General features: G+C 45.4%; 16 protein-coding genes and 2 pseudogenes. 11 read left to right on the top strand and 7 right to left on the bottom strand.

What is annotated here, in order from left to right:
- Window positions 1-28: 28 nt before the first annotated feature.
- Window positions 29-2,872 (top strand): AMP-binding protein, encoded by a 2,844-nt coding sequence (locus tag KHN79_RS17710; RefSeq protein WP_182009392.1) that lies wholly within the window; start codon window positions 29-31, stop codon window positions 2,870-2,872.
- Between the two features lie 28 nt (window positions 2,873-2,900).
- Here the strand turns inward: KHN79_RS17710 and KHN79_RS17705 are convergent, their stop codons facing one another.
- From KHN79_RS17705 to KHN79_RS17695, 4 genes and pseudogenes are all read right to left on the bottom strand, one after another.
- Window positions 2,901-3,641 carry a DNA-binding transcriptional regulator YciT gene (locus KHN79_RS17705; RefSeq protein WP_182009393.1) on the bottom strand — a complete coding sequence of 247 codons (741 nt, stop codon included), beginning with the start codon at window positions 3,639-3,641 and terminating at the stop codon, window positions 2,901-2,903.
- 91 nt (window positions 3,642-3,732) lie between these two features.
- A complete protein-coding gene (locus tag KHN79_RS21650; protein WP_244812788.1) occupies window positions 3,733-4,143 on the bottom strand; it encodes a glycine radical domain-containing protein in 411 nt (136 codons plus the stop codon).
- A 69-nt stretch (window positions 4,144-4,212) separates the two neighbouring features.
- Window positions 4,213-6,154, bottom strand: a pseudogene (locus KHN79_RS17700) (formate C-acetyltransferase/glycerol dehydratase family glycyl radical enzyme); the annotation flags it as partial.
- A gap of 2 nt (window positions 6,155-6,156) precedes the next feature.
- A complete protein-coding gene (locus tag KHN79_RS17695) occupies window positions 6,157-7,071 on the bottom strand; it encodes a glycyl-radical enzyme activating protein (protein WP_182009957.1) in 915 nt (304 codons plus the stop codon).
- A 191-nt stretch (window positions 7,072-7,262) separates the two neighbouring features.
- Between KHN79_RS17695 and KHN79_RS17690 the strand changes: the two genes are divergently transcribed.
- Entirely contained in the window at window positions 7,263-7,937 is a 675-nt protein-coding gene (locus KHN79_RS17690) for a fructose-6-phosphate aldolase (RefSeq protein ID WP_182009958.1), read from the top strand.
- Between the two features lie 130 nt (window positions 7,938-8,067).
- Here KHN79_RS17690 and KHN79_RS17685 read toward each other — a convergent pair whose 3' ends face one another.
- Window positions 8,068-8,826, bottom strand: a complete 759-nt coding sequence (locus tag KHN79_RS17685; protein ID WP_182009959.1) for a DeoR/GlpR family DNA-binding transcription regulator — start codon at window positions 8,824-8,826, stop codon at window positions 8,068-8,070.
- Window positions 8,827-9,146: 320 nt separating this feature from the next.
- Between KHN79_RS17685 and KHN79_RS17680 the strand changes: the two genes are divergently transcribed.
- Together KHN79_RS17680 and KHN79_RS17675 are read left to right on the top strand one after the other, a co-directional pair.
- Window positions 9,147-10,190, top strand: a complete 1,044-nt coding sequence (locus KHN79_RS17680; RefSeq protein ID WP_182009960.1) for an oxidoreductase — start codon at window positions 9,147-9,149, stop codon at window positions 10,188-10,190.
- A 10-nt stretch (window positions 10,191-10,200) separates the two neighbouring features.
- Complete coding sequence (locus KHN79_RS17675) at window positions 10,201-10,671, top strand: heme-degrading domain-containing protein (RefSeq protein WP_182009961.1); 471 nt, start codon at window positions 10,201-10,203, stop codon at window positions 10,669-10,671.
- A gap of 90 nt (window positions 10,672-10,761) precedes the next feature.
- Here KHN79_RS17675 and KHN79_RS17670 read toward each other — a convergent pair whose 3' ends face one another.
- Window positions 10,762-12,390, bottom strand: coding sequence for an EAL domain-containing protein (locus KHN79_RS17670; protein ID WP_182009962.1), 1,629 nt, complete (start codon window positions 12,388-12,390; stop codon window positions 10,762-10,764).
- Between the two features lie 469 nt (window positions 12,391-12,859).
- On the opposite strand from KHN79_RS17670, the gene KHN79_RS17665 reads away from it, so the two are divergent.
- Together KHN79_RS17665 and KHN79_RS17660 are read left to right on the top strand one after the other, a co-directional pair.
- On the top strand, window positions 12,860-13,090 hold the full coding sequence (locus KHN79_RS17665) for a hypothetical protein (protein ID WP_182009963.1): 231 nt from the start codon (window positions 12,860-12,862) through the stop codon (window positions 13,088-13,090).
- Window positions 13,091-13,148: 58 nt separating this feature from the next.
- The gene (locus KHN79_RS17660) at window positions 13,149-13,361 is read left to right on the top strand and encodes a hypothetical protein (RefSeq protein ID WP_182009964.1); all 213 of its coding nucleotides are present in this window, start codon (window positions 13,149-13,151) and stop codon (window positions 13,359-13,361) included.
- A 95-nt stretch (window positions 13,362-13,456) separates the two neighbouring features.
- Here KHN79_RS17660 and KHN79_RS17655 read toward each other — a convergent pair whose 3' ends face one another.
- Window positions 13,457-13,690, bottom strand: coding sequence for a PAS factor family protein (locus KHN79_RS17655; protein WP_182009965.1), 234 nt, complete (start codon window positions 13,688-13,690; stop codon window positions 13,457-13,459).
- Window positions 13,691-13,997: 307 nt separating this feature from the next.
- Between KHN79_RS17655 and acsA the strand changes: the two genes are divergently transcribed.
- The 5 genes and pseudogenes from acsA (at window position 13,998) to ppsA (ending at window position 21,816) form a co-directional block, all read left to right on the top strand.
- Window positions 13,998-15,734: an acetate--CoA ligase gene (gene acsA, locus KHN79_RS17650; protein WP_182009966.1), complete on the top strand. Its 1,737-nt coding sequence runs from the start codon at window positions 13,998-14,000 to the stop codon at window positions 15,732-15,734.
- Window positions 15,731-17,737 carry a pyruvate dehydrogenase (acetyl-transferring) E1 component subunit alpha gene (gene pdhA, locus KHN79_RS17645; protein WP_182009967.1) on the top strand — a complete coding sequence of 669 codons (2,007 nt, stop codon included), beginning with the start codon at window positions 15,731-15,733 and terminating at the stop codon, window positions 17,735-17,737. The genes acsA and pdhA overlap by 4 nt, the downstream gene beginning before the upstream one ends.
- Before the next feature lie 13 nt (window positions 17,738-17,750).
- Window positions 17,751-19,070, top strand: a complete 1,320-nt coding sequence (locus KHN79_RS17640; protein WP_182009968.1) for a dihydrolipoamide acetyltransferase family protein — start codon at window positions 17,751-17,753, stop codon at window positions 19,068-19,070.
- Complete coding sequence (locus KHN79_RS17635; protein ID WP_182009969.1) at window positions 19,067-19,312, top strand: acyl carrier protein; 246 nt, start codon at window positions 19,067-19,069, stop codon at window positions 19,310-19,312. The genes KHN79_RS17640 and KHN79_RS17635 overlap by 4 nt, the downstream gene beginning before the upstream one ends.
- A 60-nt stretch (window positions 19,313-19,372) precedes the next feature.
- Window positions 19,373-21,816 (top strand): annotated as a pseudogene (gene ppsA, locus KHN79_RS17630) (phosphoenolpyruvate synthase).
- Window positions 21,817-21,900 lie beyond the last annotated feature (84 nt).

The following is a 21,900-nucleotide window of genomic DNA, read 5'->3' as shown; positions in this document are numbered from 1 at the left end:
AACTCTTCTTTTATCAGGAAGCTTTATTATGTCTGACGATAAAGGCAGTACAGGTAAAAATTCTGAAAATATCACTAAAGCTGTATTAGAGGTCGTTCGGGAGCTTGCGCTAGAACTGGATCCCGAAATAATATCGTCTGTTTCCCTTAATTTAAAGAGCGACCTTGATCGTGACCTTGCATTTGACAGCCTAACTCGCGCAGAGCTTCTAACTCGTATTGAAACACAATTTGACGTTACTTTGTCTGACAATGCTCTGTCGAGTATCTCATCACCAGAAGATATCGTGAATGAAGTAATTAAAGCGATGTCTGCAGACAAAGTAGTTGAGCCAGGCAGTTCGACTCGAGAAATCAAACTCGACTCCGTCAACCTTTTCCCCACAGAAGCCAGTACACTACAAGATCTGCTCGACTGGCATGTAGATCATCACCCTGAACGTCCGCACCTGTATGTCTATCAAAACGCTGACGAACTCATAGAAGTCAGCTACAAACAGCTTAAAGATCAGGCTCTCAGAATCTCTGCAGGATTAGTCGATACCGGCATTGAACCGGGAGATTGCGTGGCGATTATGCTGCCGACGAGCACCGATTACTTTTTCAGTTTTTTCGGTATCCTCTATGCCAGAGCCATCCCTGTACCTATATATCCACCAGCAAGAGTGCAACAAATCGAGGATCATTTAAATCGTCATGCAAGCATTCTGAATAACGCGCAGGCAAAGTTACTGATTACAGTACCCCAAGCCAAGCCCCTCGCTCACTTACTTAAATTGCAGGTTCCGAGCATTGAGGCAATTGTCACATGTGAAGATCTTGAAAGTACATCGCAAATTTCGCCTGACGTCGGTATCGCTGAAACTGACGACATCGCATTTCTACAATATACATCGGGCAGTACTGGCGTGCCCAAAGGCGTGACGCTGACACATTCGAATTTACTCGCGAACATTCGTGCAATGGGAAGAATTATCGGCGCAAAATCTGATGATGTTTTCGTAAGCTGGCTGCCTGTCTATCACGACATGGGTTTAATTGGCGCTTGGCTCGGCAGCCTCTACCACGCAATTCCTTTAGTGATCATGTCGCCATTACTGTTTTTAACCAAACCCCAGCGCTGGCTCTGGGCTATTCATCGACACCGGGGAACCTTATCTCCGGCACCGAATTTTGCTTATGAACTCTGCGTTGCCCGGGTCAAGGAAAGCGAGCTTGAGGGGCTGGATCTCAGCAGTTGGCGGCTATCCTGGAACGGCGCTGAGCCGGTAAGTCCAAAATCCATTAAAAGCTTTACCGAAAGATATGCTAAGTATGGTTTCAGGCCAGAAACCATGTCGCCCGTTTATGGGTTAGCAGAGTCCTCTGTCGGACTCACTTTCCCTGTTAAAGTTCGAGAGCCCAGAATTGAATATTTCGACAGAGAGTCATTAAGTCAGCATGGTCAAGCGATACTGGTAAATGAAGACGAAGCCGATGCTATCCCTTTCATTGGACTTGGTTATCCGTTGCCGGAGCATCAAATTCGTATTGTAGACGAACTCGGTAAGGAGTTACCCGAAGGTGAGGAAGGCTCACTTGAGTTTCAGGGGCCATCTGCCACTCAGGGCTATTATCGTAATCCGGAACAAACAGACAAGCTCTATCACGATGACTGGCTGGTAACCGGTGATCGCGCTTTCACGCTCAGTGGCGAGCTTTTCATCACTGGACGAAGTAAAGACATCATTATAAAAGCCGGTCGCAATATCTATCCCCACGAACTCGAACAAGCAGTAGCAGGCATTAGTGGGATACGTAAAGGTTGCGTCGCCGCTTTTGGCTGTCACGACTGCCATTCTGGCACAGAAAAGCTGGTGGTTCTTGCAGAAAGTCGCGAAACCGATACAGGTAAAATAAAGCACTTTAAAGCGAAAATTAACAAACTCGCTTTGCGCCTACTTGGCAGCCCGGTAGATGACATCGTCATTGGACCGCCTCATGCAATCCCTAAAACGTCCAGTGGTAAAATCCGCCGAAGCGCTTGTAAAGAGCTGTATGAAAAAGGCTCATTTGCTAAACAACATCGCGCGGTTTGGCTACAGACCATGAATCTGGCTGCAGCTGGCATCATGCCACAGGTACGTAAATACGCGCGTACTTTCTCGGATATAGCCTATGCGGCGTATGTATGGTTAATCTTAGCCTTGCTTTCCGTTATCGTTTGGACATTGGTTGCCTTACTGCCTGGTAAGTCCTTATGTTGGAAGGTCACTCAGTTGGGTGCGAAAGCGTTGATCAAGCTAACAGGGACAACATGCAAAGTAGACGGGATACAAAACCTACCCAATCAGAACAGTCCCAGCATTTTAGTTGCGAATCACAGCAGCTATCTTGATGGCTTAGTGATTGTTGCGGTAACGGGTTTACAGTGTCGCTTTGTCGCTAAAAGCGAACTGTTGAATAACCCATTTACGCGGATTTTCTTAACTAAACTCGGTACCGAATTCGTTGAACGTTTTGATGTAGAAAAGAGCGTTTTGGATGCGAAAAAACTTACCGTTGATTCAAATGATACCCAGCCGTTAGTTGTTTTTCCAGAAGGGACATTATTCAGGATGGCCGGTTTGCATCCGTTTCACATGGGCGCATTCATCGCTGCCACAAATTCAGGGGTTCCGGTTATTCCAATTACCCTATGTGGCACCCGTTCGAAACTCAGAGGCAATTCACTTTTCCCACGTAGAGGCGATATCAATGTCACCATTGGTCAGCCAATCTACCCTCAAGGCAATGACTGGAACTGTGCTCTTGAACTCAGAGCTAAAGCCAGAGCAGAAATCCTAAGCCACTGCGGTGAGCCAGATATGGCACGCAGTTCACAATTAGCTTAGATATGAATGGTGGCCTCTTTGATCACGTCTAACCAAAATAGACTGTGATACCGTTTTGCTTGAGGAACTCTATATCCGCTTCAGGTGCCGAGCTATCTGTTAATACAATCGATATTTGCTCAACTCGGCCTATTGTAGAAGGAAAGATCTGACCAAATTTACTCGAATCGGTAAGCACAATGTTGCGGCGATTTTTAGCCAAAATAGTCGAGGCTATCTCTGCTCTCATCATATCGCGGCTGGTAAAACCGGTGTCTGGTTGAAATCCATCGATACCTAAGAAAGCGGTACTAAAGTGAATATTTTCAATGCAGAGTTTAGTTAATGGCCCCACTAAGCTTTCACCTTGGTGCTGATAAACACCGCCAAGCAAAATGATGTTCGCGGAGGTGTTACGTATCAAGTGTGCGATGTACGCAGAAGGTGTGATAATCGTGACATCTCCCCTCTCAGCCAGTGTTCTCGCCAACAGCGCGTTCGCACTTCCCCCTTCAATTAACACCGTTTCATTAGGTGCAACCAAATCTGCGGCTTTATTCGCAAGCGATTGTTTAATATCAAAGCGCACTTCCAGTCGGTTATCAATATCATCACTTTGCAAAGCCATTGCAGCGCCGTGCACTCGCTTTAAGTACCCTTCTTGCTCAAGGAAATTGAGATCTTGTCGGATAGTCACCCCAGAAACGCCAATCACGTCCACTAACTCAGTAACTTGAACTCGCTTTCGGTCGTTAACGAGCTGGAGAATTTCATTTTGTCTTGGGTTCATGGCTTATAGACTTTCAGTAAAGGACGGAATAATAAAAGAGGCATTATTATAATGCCTCTTACTTTCATTTGAAACTAAAGTGAAGATTCACTTATAGCTCGTGCTCAGTACGCGCAATAATGTCGTCTTGTGCATCTGGTGATAGCGCGGTAAAGAACGCAGAATAACCCGCCACTCGAACCACTAAATCACGGTATTGTTCCGGATTTTTCTTCGCAGCCAGTAAGGTATCGCGAGAAACAATATTATATTGAACGTGCCAACCCTTGTGGTGGTTAAAGAAGGTTCGGATAAGCATAGAAAGTTTCAGCTTATCACCTTCTGACGCCACTGCCGCTGGGCTTAACTTCTGATTAAGCAGTACACCGCCTAAGATTTTATTCGCTTGAATCTTACCCACTGAGTTGTAGACCGCTGTTGGCCCTAAACGGTCCGATCCTGAAGCAGGGCTCGCACCCTCTGCTAGTGGTGTTTTTGCTTTACGACCATCTGGCGTTGCCATCGTCGACGCACCAAACGGAACGTTGGCTGAAATGCTTGATGTACCTGCATAGTAACCGCCGCCGACAGGGCCACGGCCATGACGTGTATTGACAAACTGCTCTAGTTCACCAATGTAGACTTGATATGCGTCTGCCAATAGCTGATCGACCGCATCATCATCGTTACCATATTTTGGCGCAAAGTTGATTAAACGCTGGCGAAGCTGTTCGTTCTCAATACCGTCGAAATCTTCAGCTAATGCTTTTGCTAGCTCAGGTTGAGTAATTTGCGCATCATCGAACACGAGATGTTTAATCGCAGCCAGGCTGTTACCTAAGTTTGCGATACCCACTTGCAGGCCAGATACCCAATCGTATTTCGCACCACCCTCTTTGACCGTTTTACCACTGCCAAACAGTCATCCACTAATGTAGAACAGAAGATATCTTGCGCTTGGTGTTCAAGAACACTATCAACCACACAATCAATCTCAATCGATTTACGCGTGTAGTAGCGAATTTGCTCTGCCCACGATTCGGTCACCTGCTCAAAGTTCTCAAAGTTGCCTTTCGCCAGAGACTTATCATGCGGCAAGAAAGCTTTACCGGTGGTTGCATCCACACCTTCATTTAACGCTGCAAGTAAAATTCGAGCGAAGTTGATAAAGCTCATACCAGTACAACGGTAACCCCATTTACCCGGAACGGCGGTTTCGATACAACCAATGGAAGCATAGTTGTAAGCGTCTTCTTTCTCGACACCCAGTTTGATGAATTCTGGAATTACGATTTCATCATTGTTGAACGCAGGCATACCGAAACCACATTTAATGACTTCAATACAGCCCATCAAGAACTCTTGGTTCAGACCTTCATGGTAGCGTACACTTAAGTTTGGTTGAGTAGAACGCAGCTGACCACATGACTCCAGAATCGCCCAAGAAAGTGGGTTTACTGCGTCTTCTGGCTCTCCGTTCTCATTCAGTTTTTGACCACCGATACAAACATTTTGATACAGTGGCGAGCCAGCCGATGCTTTCGAGTGCGCACCTGAACGGATTTTGTTCACTTCCAGCAGCTTCAACCAGCAGCTTTGCAATAACTCCAGAGCAAATTCTTTTTCTATCGCCCCATTTTCAATATCGCGCACGTAGTATTCATTTAGGAACTGATCCATACGTCCAAATGACACTGAGTGGCCATTCGATTCAATTTGCAGCATCAACTGAACAAAGTAGCTTAATTGCAACGCTTGCCAGAAGTTAGTCGGCGCATGGAAAGCAACGCGACGGCAGTTATCTGCAATCGCCTCAAGCTCCGCTTTTCGCTCCGGACGTGTTTCACTTTGCGCCATTTCAAAAGCAAGGTCTGCGTAGCTCACTATATGATCCTGAATCGCAAGCAAGACAATTTCTACTGACTTGTAGAACTGCTCTTTTTTCAAACCTTCATAAGTAGAAACGTCATTATTACCGCGATGGTGACGAACGTCTTCGATTAAGCCATTCATGCCCAACTTAAGGATCTTTTCGTTATCTACCGCAAGGTGCGCATCACCCGATGTCATGTTGCCTTCGGCTTTGATGATAGTGCTGGCTAAGATCTCTTGCTGCTCATTAGTAAACAGTCCATAACAACGGTCTTGAACCGTTTTACCGCGCCAGTATGGCGTGATCGCGTGAATATTCTGTTTATCTTCTTCCGTTACCGCAAAGCCTGCGCCCGGGCGATCAGCCAGTTCGTCAATTTCAGCTTCAATCCAACGCACCGTGTATTCCGGAAAGATTGGCGCAGCGCGGACTTTACTCGCCTGGTTACCAACTATCAGCTCATCGTGTTTAATCCAATGGTACGAGTGCGTAAATGCTCTTGCAACGCCAGAGCTCGCTGAACAATGACAGGTTTATCTTCATTAGCTTGATACGCACGGGTATAAGCCTCTGCACGTTCTGTACAAACAGGCGGCGTTACAATATTTACCAGTGCAGATTTATGCGCTTTGATACGTTCGGGAAGGACATTTAGGTTCATGGTTAACCTCTAACAATCACGTTAAGTTGAGTATGTTCGCTTGCGTATTGCATTGCGTTATCTAGCAGTTCTGGATTGTTTAATGGCTTGTCAGAACACTCGTAAGGCATGTCGAGCAAACGGTATTTATTAATGCCGAGCGTGTGGTACGGCAGCAAATGAAGTTCTTGGCAGCTTTCTAGTGAAGCAGCAAAATCAATGATGTCTTTCAGTTCTTCAATGGTGTCATTAAAGCCTGGAACAACAGGAACACGAATCACGATGCGTTTCGCAATTGGTGCCAGTTTCTGGAAGTTGTCTTTAATGCGTTTTAGCGAGCCTTTTGCCCAGCTAAGAAACTTTTCCTCATCGGTGTGTTTTAAATCCGCGAGCCAGCAATCAATAAATGGCGCGGCTTTATCTACGTTTTTCCATGGTACGTGCATGCACGACTCAATCGCCGTCGAAACGTGGTTTTGTTGCAGCCGCTCAGCCAGTTCGGCAACAAGTTCCGCTTGCATCAAGGGTTCACCACCAGAAAACGTTACACCACCTTTGCTTTGGTCATAAAAAGGCTTGTCTTTCATCAGTATGTCAAACAGAAAGTCAGACTTCGCTTCTTCCCCACATACGGTTAGCGCTTGCGTCGGACAGACATTGCGTAGTGAGATAAGCTGCTCTTGTTTAATCGCTTTACGGTTTATCATGATCTGGTTATTGATGCGCTGTATACCATCGCATCCCATTTCACGACTCGCAGCAACGCAAAGCTCGCACTCTTCAAGGCAACTTCTTTCATCAAATAATAGAGAGAGTTTCTCACTACGGCTTTCCGGATTCTGACACCAAGGACACGACAGACTGCACCCCTTCAGAAACAGAATGGTACGAATACCATCACCATCATGAGTCGAGAATCTCTGAATATTGAAATACATCTCTGTTAGCCTCTTGGTTTACCTTAATCTCGTTCGGCAATTTATATCTGCACTTTCGAACTAAACTTTCATTAAGTGAAATTATTATACTTTCAAATGAAACTACATTTGATCGAAATCAAGATCTCTGCGGATTGTCAGATCTATAGTGACTCCATCATCAAAACAAAGAATGATTTAAGGTAGAACCCATGATTGAACTCTATTTAGATACTGCTGATGTGGCAGAAGTAAAGCGCTTTAACCAATGCCTACCTCTAAAAGGTGTCACCACAAACCCAAGCATCTTGGCGAAATCAAAACAGGGGCTGAATGAAACCCTAACCGGAATGCAAGAAGCGCTAAGTGGTGCACCTCGCTTTCATGCTCAAGTCGTCAGCACAACGGTTGAAGATATGGTTGAAGAAGCGCGCCAAATCAATGAACTGCCTTATGACATGGTTGTAAAAGTACCTGCGACTGAAGTTGGATTAGCCGCAATTAAGCGAATGAAAGCAGAAGGAATTCAAGTATTGGCAACGGCCATCTATTCTGCTCAACAAGGATTTCTCGCGGCGTTATGTGGCGCAGACTATTTAGCACCCTACGTAAACCGGATTGACGCGATGAACGGTAACGGTGTGGAAGTGGTTGCAGACCTTCAATTGCTGCTGGATCAAAACCAACTGCCATCAAAAATTTTGGCTGCGAGCTTTAAGAATACGCAACAAGCGATGGAAGTAATGAAACTCGGTATTGAAGCCATTACTCTGCCTGTCGATGTCGCGGCACAAATGTTTGCTCACCCAGCCGTTCAACCCGCGGTGGATCAGTTTGGCAAAGACTGGAAAGAGGCGTTTGGAAACAAACTTTCATTTGAAAGTTAATTAATAATGTGGCCAAGGCTATGTCACTGTCTTTATGCGCCCTGTCCGCTTCGGGCGCATTCTTCGTTTGGCTCTGCTCTAAAGTTTGATTGAATCTATCTCTGCAAAAACATCTAAAACAATAGACGATTTACTTATCAATATTTACCAATACCAACTCGACACCATGACTTTCCATCTGTTTAACTATATTTTCTGGCGGTCGGCGGTTGGTCACGACAAAGTCGATATCTGACCATGCACAAGACTGGAACATCAACTGAGTATTGAACTTGCTCTCTTCAGCGATACAAATCACCTGCGTTGATTGATTCGCCATCGCCAACTTTAGATTCGCATCGGATTCTAAGTCGGTCGTTATCCCTGATTCAGATAAGGCACTAACACCAATGAAAGCTTTATTTGCCTGATATTTTCTTATCTGCTGCGTAGTCATATCACCGAGTATGGCATGTGAAAAATCATCAAACGTTCCGCCAAGTACACATTTCTTGATATTCGCTTTTTCTCTTAGTTCAATCAGCGCTTCGAGTGAATTTGTAATAACACTAGAAGACACTTCAAGTTGATGTGCAAGAGCCGCGCATGTAGTACCAGCATCGAGAAAGACGATGTCGTGTTCTTTCACAAGTGATGCTCCGAAAGCAGCAAGCTTTTGTTTAACTGGATTCGATTGAGATCTCTGACTGAAAGATAAAGTAACCTTCTTGTCATCTAGAATGGCGCCGCCTCGTATGCGCAAAATGCCGGGATAGCTGGAGAGCTTAACCAGATCGCGCCGCGCTGAGTCGTAAGAAATACCATAGGTATGACAAATATCTTCAATGGTGATTTTGCCATGGCTTTTTATATAAGCTTCTATCTCAATCAAACGTTCTTCTTGCGTCATCAAAAATACACCTTGCGTTAATTAGGACTAGTGTACCACCATTAAACACTTGAATACACGTACAAACACTTACATTCATTCGTATTTCTATATGAAAAATAGGCGCAATAAATTCAACATCACTTGATAAACCGTAAGCAAACGTGCAAAATTTAATTACTAAGTACGTATTATTACGCAATTGTAAGTATCTCCACCAAAAGTATAAGTGATACTTACAATTAACCTGATGGATTAATGCGATATATAGCCGTTATAGAGATGGTCCCTAATCAGTACCAAGGAGCATCTTTTTACCCACTCACTGAGAGTTAGACGTTATGACTTTTTCACCAATAAAAACCGCCGTTATCGGTTATGGATTTTCAGCAAAAACCTTTCATATCCCCTTCGTTAGCTCTCTGGAAGAATTTGAACTTGTTGCCATCAGCACCAGCAATGGCGATGCAGTTGCGAGGGATTGGCCAAGCGTAAAGCACTATGTAGATGCGAGCGACTTGCTTGCCTCATCTGACGCTGAACTGGTTATTATCACCGCTCCAAATGATGTGCATTTTGAGTTGGCTAAACAGGCGATTGAAAACGGTAAGCATGTGATTATCGAAAAACCGTTTGTCACGAACGTTAAAGACGGTGAAGCGCTCATCAAGCTGGCCAAAGAAAACAACCGAGTATTAAGTGTTTACCATAACCGCCGCTGGGATGGTGACTTCTTAACGGCGAAAAAGATTATTGAAGAGAAACGCATCGGGGAGCTAAAACACTTTGAATCTCATTTTGATCGTTTTCGTCCTGAAGTACGTCAGCGCTGGCGTGAGCAGGCAACTGATGGCGGTGGTATTTTGTTTGATTTAGGTCCCCACCTAATTGATCAGGTAATAGAGTTATTTGGTCTGCCAGAAGCAGTTAGCGCAGAATGTAAAATGATGCATGAAGGCTCGACCAATGTCGACTACTTTGATGTGGCGATGCACTACCCAAACCATCTAGCCATCGTGCACGGTGATCTATTTAGCGCAGGCCCCAATAAACGTTTTACACTAAAAGGCACAAAAGGAAGCTACGAAAAACTGGGGTTAGACCCTCAAGAACCTCGTTTGATTGAAGGCGTCTTGCCAACCGAGCCAAGCTGGGCAGATGAAACTTCAGATAACTATGGTTGTTTCTATGGTGCAGATGATAGTGAAATTGTTGCCACAGAGAGAGGTGGCTACCAACACTATTTCTTGCGAATGGCTGAGGCAATCCGAAACCACACCGCCCCGCCGGTTAAAGCGGAAGATGCACTATGGAACATCAAACTTATCGAACTTGCGATGGAAAGCAGTCGCTTGGGTCAAAAACTTCCGGTAACCAAGGCTTGAGAACGAGTGAATGAGTAAAGACATTTTATCAGAGCTTCTTGAGCAAGAAACGGAATTACAGTTACCTTGTTTTAATCATGAAATTGCATGGGAACTCGGCAGTTCACTAAAAGAAACGGCGGAGAAACAGTTCGCGGCGGTAACAATAGAGATTTATGCGTTTGGCCAGGTACTGTTCAGTTACGCCATGGCTGGTACCAGTATAGACAACCAAGATTGGGCAAGACGCAAGCGTCAATCCGTACTGCGTTATGGACGCAGTTCTCATTATCTTGGTCATTACAATGCCTCAAAACAGCGCGAGTTTGAAACTCAGCCCCATATTGATGCCAATGAATACTGCGCCCACGGAGGGGCATTTCCTATTCGTATTAAAGGCAGCGGACTCATTGGCGTGATCACAGTGTCCGGCCTACCCTCAGAGGACGACCACAATATGGTGGTAGCGGCACTCAGAAAACACATGAATAATTCGAAGTAAACAAAAAGCGTATTTAGTTAGACTAAATACGCTTTTTAATCATCTAGTTGTGATAACTATATCGGTAGTCAAGTTATCGTATGATTACGTTTACTTTTTCAGAAAAGTCGACGCATGTTTTGGCTCGTGAATATAGTAGCCTTGAAAGTGACTTACTTTCATAGCCATGAATTCTTGCATCATACTTTGGCTCTCAATGCCTTCAGCGACAATTGAAATATTGTGCTTCTTGCCAAACTCAGCCATGTATTCCACAAATTCCCGGCACGAAGGTGATTGTAATGATTGCCACACAAGGCCTTTGTCCAGTTTTATCTGGTAAAGAGGTAGTCGGTATATCGATGTAATGGAACTGTACCCAGAGCCAAAATCGTCAATAGAAATATTAAAACCTAATTTAGCAAGCAAAGCGGTTTGCGACATAACGTCGACATTATCATCCAAAATGTACGACTCAGTAATTTCTAAAACAATTCGGCTTGAAGAAAGACCGGTCTCTACCACAATGTCCACGACATCTTGGGCAAAAGTCTTATTTAATAGCTGCTTAACCGAAACGTTGACGTTTATAAGGGGTTTGGAATCGTCAATAAGATCATATTGATTCAAAAATACGCAAGCGGATTTGACAACGGACAAACCTAATTGATGGATAGCATCCTGACTCTCTGCAACAGGAATAAACTCTATTGGTGATATAAAGCCAAATTCTTCTGTAGGCCAACGAGCTAAAGTCTCAAATGAGACAATAGTACCCAGCTCATCGACGATAGGTTGTAGATCAATTGTGATTTCTCCTGCCCGTATGGCTTCACCGATATTCTCATAAATAAAAGCATGGCGGTGGAGTTCAACCGACATATCATCGCGGCACGAGTAATTGCTTTTCTTGAACAGAGCGTAATCCGAAACCTGCATGATGTAATCGAGAGGCTCTTTACCAACAAACTCCTGACCAGATAACGGAGAAAAATAAACGCCTTTATTATTTATCCATTGAGAGTTCTTCTGGGAAGACTGTAAGTAGACTGTATCTAACTTAATAACTAAACCCGGTAAGTTTTTCTCCAATCCCTTTTGGTCAGGAATAATAGCAACGAATGTATTGGAGTTTACTCGGTAAAGTTCATAATCTCCACTTACCACCTCATCAAAAGCCGTAATCAGGTTGGATGCAATTTGACCGAGAAACACATCTTCTCTCGTGCGGGTCACTCTGTTGATCGCAGGATCAAAGCAGCAAGTCACCACCACACTGTCCGGAGCTAACTCCCGCATATCCCGCTCAAACTGACGCCTGTTCAGAAAATTGGTTTCACTATCATGGGAGGCCTCATGGACAAGATATTCCGTCATCAGGACTTCGTCAGAAACGTCCTTGTGAAGCCCTACCATGTACTTTTGACTACCAACCTCGACATTAATTCCTAACGCTTCAATCCAGCGATAGTTGCCTTGTTTATCCCTCACCCGGTAACGAGTGACGACTCTTTCACTGGATTTACTACTCTGCTGTTTTTTAGCAGCGCTGGACAGTTTTTCAACGTCGAGAGGGTGAACAAGCTTCAACCAATCATCAAACGTAGAGTTATTCAAATGGATATCAAAAGACTGATAAAAACTTTCACTGTAAAACTCGACGTTACCATCTTCATCTTGGTACCAAAGACCATCATTTGAAGTGTTGAGGATATTGATAAAGCGTTCTGCCCGACTCATAACCAATACAATTCCTGTCTGCGTTGGTGCAACCAACTGATGCTTTCATATGAAACGGCGTATTCTATCAGGGCGATTTATATTTTTCATATATTTATTCACTATACGAATAAAGATATTTTTATGAAAGACTGTTAGAAACACGTTGACTTTCTGAAATCCAATCGTGTCCCCCGCTTATATAAACGATGCTACCGCTTATAATCACTTAGCCGGTTAACTAAATAACACCAACAGGCTCAACGCTTCCTCATCTTAGCGAGAAACAGCTTATCTGTTCCGGTCTACATTATTTTTAAGTGAGTAAAAACTCTAAGAAATACTGAGAGATACTACTGCAAACTGCATGATGTAATCAGGAAACAATCACTCTTTTTCATTGAGCAAAATCACCAAAGCCAATAATGAGATTTGATTTTTAACCACACAAGAACTGTTATTAAATTGTTAACACATGGAGGATGTAACAATGGTACAAGGATGTACTTTAAAGCTTTACTTCAAAGCGAAATCAGGCAATGGAATTGAGATAGGATCGCATGTCGGTGATAAGTATGACGTTGTCGCACAGTGGCTATCAGCCCGAGGCTCAAAAGTGAAAAGCCGTTATCTCGTTGCTCTGTTTAATCAGCGAGATGAATGTATTGATGCAAAATATGTTTCAATAAAAGCAGCGCTTAAAATGTTGTCGAGTCATTAATCAATAAGGATGTTTATTCACAGATCGCAGTTCAATATTAAAATATGGAGCAAAACTCATGGATGAGTTATTTAAGACAATCTTTTTGCTAAGAAAACGGACAGAAGTCACTAGCTTGTTTGCTCGAAAAGGTTTCAAAATAATGTATACCGATTTCGATAAAGTGATTTTTGAAAAAGAAGACACCCAAGTAGAGGTTTCTTTCAACTCGCAATCACATGTTCAGGCAGTTTATCTATTGGACGAAGAAAATGAGAGCTGTGTGAGCTAGCCCTTCGCGTTATTACCTTAACGACCCAATTTACCTTAAATCCCAAAAGCGTCAGACCGAAGTCTGACTCTTTTGCGTTTGTAATTAGGTTAACGTTATTTAGTTCCTAATACCTTAGCTGCGAGATCTACCGCAGAGTCAATATCAGCGCGATTTTCAAGTTTCCCAGAACTGGCCGCAGCCAAAATATTCGTATAAAGCGCAACTTGTTTTTCAAATGGCAAGTTAAGTTGATCATAGAGCTTTTGTCGTATTTGAGCGTGACACTCTGGCTCATTTTGAGTTAAATCTACTAACGTGTCGTAAATCAACGATGTTGTGTTATCCATTTACTAGTCTCCTTATATTCAGGCTTTACTACTTTAAGTACAAACTCACTCTCTATCTAAGCGATTAAATTCACTTTCACGCGGTCAATTGCCGCTCGCGATTTCAGATGTACGCATCTACCGAACCTGACCGAGTTATTTCGCCAAACAGGGTAATAAGGTTCTGTATGCCAGTCCTTAAAACCTTAAATTAAAATATTAGTAAATTCTTATTTACTCGGTGGAAAAGCTGTCTCGATAAACCATACTTTTAGTAAGTGTAATTCCTCTTCTGGAAAACGTTTACTTTTGTGCGGGATGCCGAATTATGGTTAAAACAATTTTTCACCAAACGCTGGCGGACAATGCCAACCTGCAATTAGAACCACACAAAGCAACACCCTCCCCTCCACAAATCAAAGGGTTAAACTCTGGTGGTTTGAATATTGGTTTTGAAGCACTGGATCGCCACTTAAACCAGCATAGTCGAGATAAACTCGCTCTGAGGTGGATCAGTAAAGAAAATGAAATCTTTGATTTCAGTTATCGTGATCTCAGCGAGCAAACGAACCGTTTTGCGGATCTCTTATCCAAACTCGACTTACCACAAGGCAGCCGCGTCTTCAGTCTCGCAGGGCGCAGACCAGAACTTTACATTGCAGCAATCGGGACGCTCAAAGCAGGTTGTGTGTTTACCCCACTATTTTCTGCATTTGGCCCTGAACCAATACGTTCGCGAATGGAAATAGGTTCGGCGAATGTGGTGATTACTACGCGCAGTTTATATCGCAAAAAACTCAAAAGTTGGTGGCGCGAACTGCCTCATATAAAAGCGATATTATTGATTGATGGCGGTCTGGATGACGAACCAGGATGCCATGACTATCATGAGCTAATGGCCGACACCAACCCTGATCACACTTGCGTTACTACTCAGCCAGAAGATATGGCGCTGCTTCACTTTACCAGCGGTACGACGGGTAAACCTAAAGGTGTTATCCATGTCCATCAGGCTGTGCAGCATCATATCCGCTCAGCGTTTTACGCATTAGATCTTAAGCCTGATGATATTTACTGGTGTACGGCTGATCCCGGCTGGGTAACCGGGACAACTTACGGCATCATTGCTCCCCTTTGTTTGGGTGTCACTATGATCATTGACGAAGCCGAGTTCGATGCTGAGCGCTGGTATCAGATTCTGCAAGATCAACAAGTCACGGTGTGGTACACCGCCCCTACCGCTATCCGAATGCTGATGAAAATTGGTGAAGCCTTACCTAAGCAGTTCGATTTATCTCGTTTACGTTTTATGGCCAGCGTCGGCGAGCCGCTTAACCCCGAGGCGGTTGAATGGGGTGAGAAAGTCTTTGGTATGCCCTTCCATGACAACTGGTGGCAAACCGAAACTGGCGGGATCATGATAGCTAATGTTCCTTCCATGCCGGTCAAACCCGGCTCGATGGGCAAACCACTTCCCGGAATTAAAGCCACGATTGTCAATTTAAACGATGATGGATCTTTGCGTGAGGAAACAGAGCCGATGCAAGTGGGAGAGTTGGCCCTAAAATCCGGTTGGCCATCTATGTTTCGCGGTTACCTCAATCAGGAAGAAAAATACCAATCCTGCTTCAAAGGTGAATGGTATCTCAGCGGCGATCTGGCAATGAAAGATGAAGACGGTTACTTCTGGTTCGTTGGCCGTAAAGATGATCTGATTAAATCCTCCGGTCACTTAATTGGTCCGTTCGAGGTTGAAAGTGCATTGATGGAACACCCCGCCGTCGCAGAGGCGGGAGTGATTGGCGTGCCCGACCCGGTCGCTGGACAAATCGTCAAAGCCTTTGTGGCACTCAAGCCAGACATCAAAGCAGATGATGAACTTCTTCAATCATTATTGGGGCTTGCACGTAAACGACTTGGCGCGGCTGTAGCGCCTAAAGAAATCGTCTTTCGTACTAACCTGCCTAAAACACGCAGTGGCAAGATCATGCGTCGCTTACTCAAAGCACGTGAACTAGGCTTACCTGAAGGCGATATTTCGACATTGGAGAGTGATGAACAATGAACAAAAGACTCCATATCAATCGAGAACACTTGCTTAAACAATTAGAGCAGATGTTACGTATTCGTCGTTTTGAGGAAAAGTGTGCCGAGCTTTATGCATTGGAAAAAATTCGTGGCTTTCTACACCTCTATATTGGTGAAGAAGCCATCGCTGTCGGTGTAATGTCCACACTTAATAACGATGATCAGGTTGTCGCGACCTATCGCGAACACGGACACGCGCTTGCCCGTGGCATGAGCATGGGTAGCGTGCTGGCTGAAATGTACGGCCGAACCAATGGCTGTAGCCGCGGGCGTGGCGGTTCGATGCATCTGTTTGACAAGAACCTCAACTTCTGCGGTGGTAATGCCATCGTTGGCGGCGGTCTCCCTCTTGCGACTGGTCTTGCGCTCGCGAATAAGAAAATGCAGCGCGATGCCATTGCAGTCTGCTTTTTTGGTGAAGGTGCAGTTGCCGAAGGTGAGTTTCATGAAAGCCTGAACCTCGCTGCGCTTTGGGAACTTCCGGTTCTGTTCATCTGTGAAAACAACCGTTACGCCATGGGTACAGCACTCGCACTGTCAGAATCCAATACCAATATTTCTCAAAAAGCCAAGAGTTACGGTATCGAGTCAGTCCAAGTGGATGGCATGAATGTTGTGGATGTCGAAGCCGCCGCTTGTGACGCGGTTGATTTTATCCGCGAACAGAAAAAGCCCTATTTTATTGAATGCCAGACCTATCGTTTCCGCGGCCACTCAAGTTTCGATACTCAGTTATACAGAGACAAGAGTGAGATCGCATTGTGGGAAGAAAAAGGGCCAGTGAAACAACTCATCCACTGGCTGCAAAAAAACAGCCATTTTGAGGATCAGGAGCTCTCTGATATCGAAGCCAAAATCGCTGATGAAATCAGTGACGCTATCGCTTTCTCGGAAAGTGGCGAGTTAGAGCCTATAGAACAGCTTACTCGTTATGTGCATAGTCCGGACAACCAGCCGAAGCACGCGCCTCTGCCTTGCAGCCGGGCACCAGACAAAATGACCTATCGTGAAGCCCTTCGCGCCGGAATCAGTGACGTGTTGACCAACGAGCCAAGCGCTTTTCTGATGGGAGAAGACGTCGGCCGTTATGGCGGTTGCTATGCCGTGAGTAAAGGACTCCTTGAACAGTTCGGTGCTGATCGAATCATTGATACGCCCCTTTGTGAATCAGGATTTGTCGGCGTCGGTGTCGGTGCTGCTCTTGGCGGCATGCGCCCTATTGTTGAAGTCATGACCGTGAACTTCAGCTTGCTCGCAATGGATCAGATTATTAATACCGCCGCAACCCTTCAGCATATGTCTGGCGGCCAGTTCAATGTTCCTATCGTTATTCGTATGGCTTGCGGCGCGGGTAAACAGCTCGCCGCGCAACACTCACACAGTTGGGAGAACTTCTATGCCCATGTTCCTGGGCTAAAAGTACTTAGCCCCGCCACTCAAAATGATGCTTGCTACATGCTCAGTCAGGCAATAGCTGACCCCGATCCTGTGATTATTTTTGAACATGTCATGCTGCTTAACGAAGAAGGCCAGATTACTGAAGCTCCCGATGCTCCAATGGATAAAGCCTTAGTTCGACGCACTGGTAAAGACATCACCCTGATCACTTACGGCGGTAACCTTGGCAAAACCTTACAAGCGGCCTACCAGCTTGAAACCGAGGGCATTGACGCCGAAGTAATTGATCTACGCTCTCTCAGACCACTCGACACCAGCACCATCATAGAGAGTGTTTCAAAAACTCACCGCGCCGTTGTCATAGATGAAGGATGGTATACAGGCAGTCTCGCTGGTGAAATCAGTGCCATCATCATGGAAAACGCCTTCTGGCAACTCGATGCGCCAGTTAATAGGGTTTGTACTGAAGAAGTCCCTATCCCATACCCTCATCACTTGGAGCAAGCCGCCATTCCTCAGGCAGATAAGATCGTCAGTGCAGCGAAAGCCGTACTGATGACGCCCGACTGGCAGGCGAAGTGAGGAGTAGTGGCTCATGACAAACAATAACCACAACGAAGCCTTGATTGACATCACCATGCCAGCACTCGGTGCTGATATGAGCCACGGAACATTAATGGAGTGGCAAGTCAAACCGGGAGATCACGTTGAGAAAGGTGACATCATTGCGGTAATAGAAACCAGCAAGGGTGCAATCGACATGGAGTCTTACTATTCAGGCACCATTTCCGAGCTGCTAATAGAGGCCGATGTCAAACTTCCGGTTGGTAGCGTGATCGCCAGAATGCAAAGTGATACGCCTGTAGCTGATACTAAGTCAACGACAAGCTCACAAGATTCGCCTGAGGTTTTACCAGAAACAAACGATGTAGAACTGCCGCCCTACATTGAACCTAAAGCAGCTCGATCTGAAAACACTGAGCCTTCAACAAGAAATACCGATACCTTACAGCATGATGTTGTATCGGACTCAGAGTTATTAAAACGTATCAGCCCTGCCTCTTCTAACAGTAATAAGCAACGCAAGTATGCATCACCGCTAGCGCGAAAAACCGCTTACCTTTCAGGAGTAGAACTTTCAACCTTAACAGGCAGCGGTCCATACGGTGCGGTTCTTTTACGTGACTTGCCTGAAAATATAGAAGAGCAGCATCCTTCAGAAACCGAGAGAACTACTACTAAACAACAAGAAATGTCACCGATGCGCCAGGCAATCAGTGATGCCATGAGTCGCTCGAAAAAAGAAATCCCACACTACTACCTCGCGTTGGATATTAATCTGACTAAAGTACAAACCTGGTTGGCTGAACTAAATCAGCAGCGCGAGCCAGAGCAGCGTCTGTTGCTTCCCGCGGTTATTCTCTGCGCCATCGCACGTCAGCTGGCGAAGTTCCCCGATCTCAATGGCTTTTATCAGGATGGTCATTTTACCCCTTCCGAGTCAGTAAATATCGGCAATACCATCAGTTTGCGAGAAGGTGGCTTGGTGATTCCTGGGATTCTGGATGCGGATAAACTAAGTATCGATCAAACGATGGAGGCTTTACGTGATTTAGCAGAACGCAGCCGACGCGGGCGACTTCGCAGCTCCGAGATAAGTCAGACTACCATCACAGTGACCAGTATTGGTGAGCGCGGCGCTGACAGTATTACCGGCGTAATTTACCCACCCCAAGTCGCCATCATAGGACTCGGCCGGCAGCGTCAGGCTCCTGTCATAAAAGATAACCAAATCGAAATCGGCGACATCATGACCGTCACACTCGCGGCTGATCATCGCGTAAGTGACGGTGTCACAGGTGCTCGTTTTTTACAGGCACTGGCGAAGCAGCTACAACATCCGGAGGCATTATGAGCAACATCAACATACCAACAACGATAGCCGACGCGATAAAACGCATCGCACCGGAAATTGAGATAGATGAAATCGACTTAGATGAAGACCTGCGCGAAGAGTGCGACCTTGATTCTATGGACTTTCTTAATCTCCTGGCCTCTCTGAAAAAGAGTACCGGAGTCAGTATACCGGAAGGCGACTACACCAAAGTCCGCAGCTACAACCAATTAAAAAGCTATCTGCAAGAAAGGTGTCAGTAAGCGCAGGAGCGCCAATGGCAGCAGACAGCTCCTTTATAACCAAATATAAGGACGCTGACCATGTCCACACACAACATACAACCGTTAATCTATCGTTATCAACAACTTCATACAACCGATGTCAGTCTTGTCGGGGGCAAAAACGCCAGTCTAGGTGAAATGCTCAGCAAGCTAAGTGAAAGCGGGATTCGGGTCCCAGACGGCTTTGCCACCAGCGCGCAATTCTTCCGCGATTTTTTACAGCAGAATGAACTCAATGGCCCAATCACAGACTATTTAAACCGGATGAATCGCAATGAGATAAGCCTCGCAGAAGCCGGACGCAACATTCGTGCGCTCATCAGTCAGGCAAGTTTTACCCCAGAACAAGAGCGCGCCATCTTAGATGCGTACCATGCACTATGTGAACAAATTGGCGTACCTTCCGCTTCAGTCGCCGTTCGAAGCTCTGCTACGGCAGAAGACTTGCCTGAGGCGAGTTTTGCTGGTCAGCAAGAGAGTTACCTCAATATTCGCGGTGATCAACAGGTCCTTGAAGCCTGCAAGCAATGCTTCGCTTCCCTTTATACGGATCGCGCCATTGTTTACCGTCAAGAGCAAGGATTCGAACATCAACAAGTCGCGTTATCTGTTGGGGTGCAACAGATGATTGAGTCAGAATGTGCCGGGGTCATGTTCAGTCTGGATACCGAAAACGGCTTCCCGGATGTCGTCATGATAAATGGCAGTTGGGGCTTGGGTGAAACTATTGTAAAAGGCTCCGTCACACCGGATCGCTTTATGGTTTATAAACCTCTGCTTGAACAACCTGACAAACGACCAATTATTGAGAAGCACCTCGGTAACAAACTGGAAAAAATGCAGTTCAATAAATCTGAAAATGCAGAGCAGCCTACCGTTACCCTCGCTACGAGTGACGAAGAACGTAAACAGCTCGTACTCAATGATGATGAAATACTGCAACTGAGTAAATGGGCGGTGATCATAGAGCGACATTATGGCTGCCCTATGGACATGGAATGGGCTAAAGACAGCCAAACCCAGCAACTGTTTATGGTTCAGGCAAGACCAGAAACAGTGGAATCACACCGGGATGCTGCTCTGCTGGTCAATTACAAACTGGATAAAACCGATGCACCTGTACTGCTTGAAGGTGCTAGCGTCGGTGGTGCAATTGCCATCGCTCAAACCTTTACTGTGCTGTCACCCGATGACATAGAATCATTTCCTGAAGGTGCTATTCTGGTGACCGAGCGCACTGACCCGGATTGGGTTCCGTTAATGCGTAAAGCCGCAGGCATCATTACTGATTCTGGTGGGCCAACCAGCCATGCGGCGATTGTCAGTCGCGAGCTTAAAGTGCCAGCGATTGTTGGTACTGAACACGCTACGCAAAAACTTAAATCGGGGCAATTGGTGACACTAAGCTGCGCGCAAGGTGCAGTTGGTCAGGTCTATGAGGGCGAAGTTAGCTACACCACACAGGAGATCGATCTAAAAGCTTTACCTACAACCAGCACCAACATCATGATCAACGCTGCCATGCCTGATGGTATTTTCCACTGGTGGCAACTCCCTACTGCAGGATTGGCTTAACCCGTATCGAATTTATTATTTCCAGTCATATCGGGCTGCACCCTATGGCGCTTTTACATCCAGAGCAAATAACTGATCCAGAAGTAGAAAACGAAATCCGTCGCCGATGTGAAGGTTTTGCCACTCTCGCAGATTATTTCGTCGATAACCTCGCGCTTGGTGTAAGTAAAATCGCCGCAAGCCAGTATCCTAAACCGGTGATTGTGCGTATGTCGGATTTCAAATCCAATGAGTATCGCGGCTTACTCGGCGGGGATTTCTTTGAGCTGCATGAAGAGAACCCAATGCTGGGTTTACGAGGAGCTTCTCGCTACTATCACCCTCGCTATAAAGAAGCGTTTCAACTGGAATGCAAAGCGATATTAAAAGCCAGAGAAGAGATAGGCTTTGATAATATCATCGTGATGATCCCATTCTGCCGCACTGTCAGCGAAGCCGACAAGGTACTGGAAGTGATGGCTGACGCCGGACTTAAACGAGGCGAAAATGGTCTGCAAGTCTATGTGATGTGTGAGATCCCATCGAATGTCATTCTTGCCGATCGTTTTGCAGAGCGGTTTGATGGTTTTTCTATCGGCAGTAACGACCTGACTCAGTTAGTACTGGGTATAGATCGCGATTCAGCTGAGCTCAAGCCAATGTTCGATGCGCGGGATGACGCAGTAAAAAGCCTGATCGAACAAGTCATACGTGTTGCACACAGTAAAGGATGCAAAGTCGGTATTTGCGGGCAGGCACCTTCAGATCACCCAGAATTTGCACAGTTTCTTGTCACTTGTGGCATTGATTCTATATCGCTCAACCCAGACTCATTTGCAAAAGGCTGCACCGTCGTAGCCAAAGCGGAGAAAGAAATAGCAGAACAAGCAATAGCAAAACAAGAGATCTCTCAAGACAAAGTGTCTTAATGGGAAGCTAACTAACCTCAGCTCGGGATAAGTAAAGTCTATAAAACTTTATCTTTCATATAGTGAGTCGGACTGTGAGTCAGT

The organism is Vibrio sp. B1FLJ16, assembly GCF_905175385.1.
Lineage (GTDB): Bacteria > Pseudomonadota > Gammaproteobacteria > Enterobacterales > Vibrionaceae > Vibrio.
This window is presented reverse-complemented; position numbering and strand designations above follow the sequence as displayed.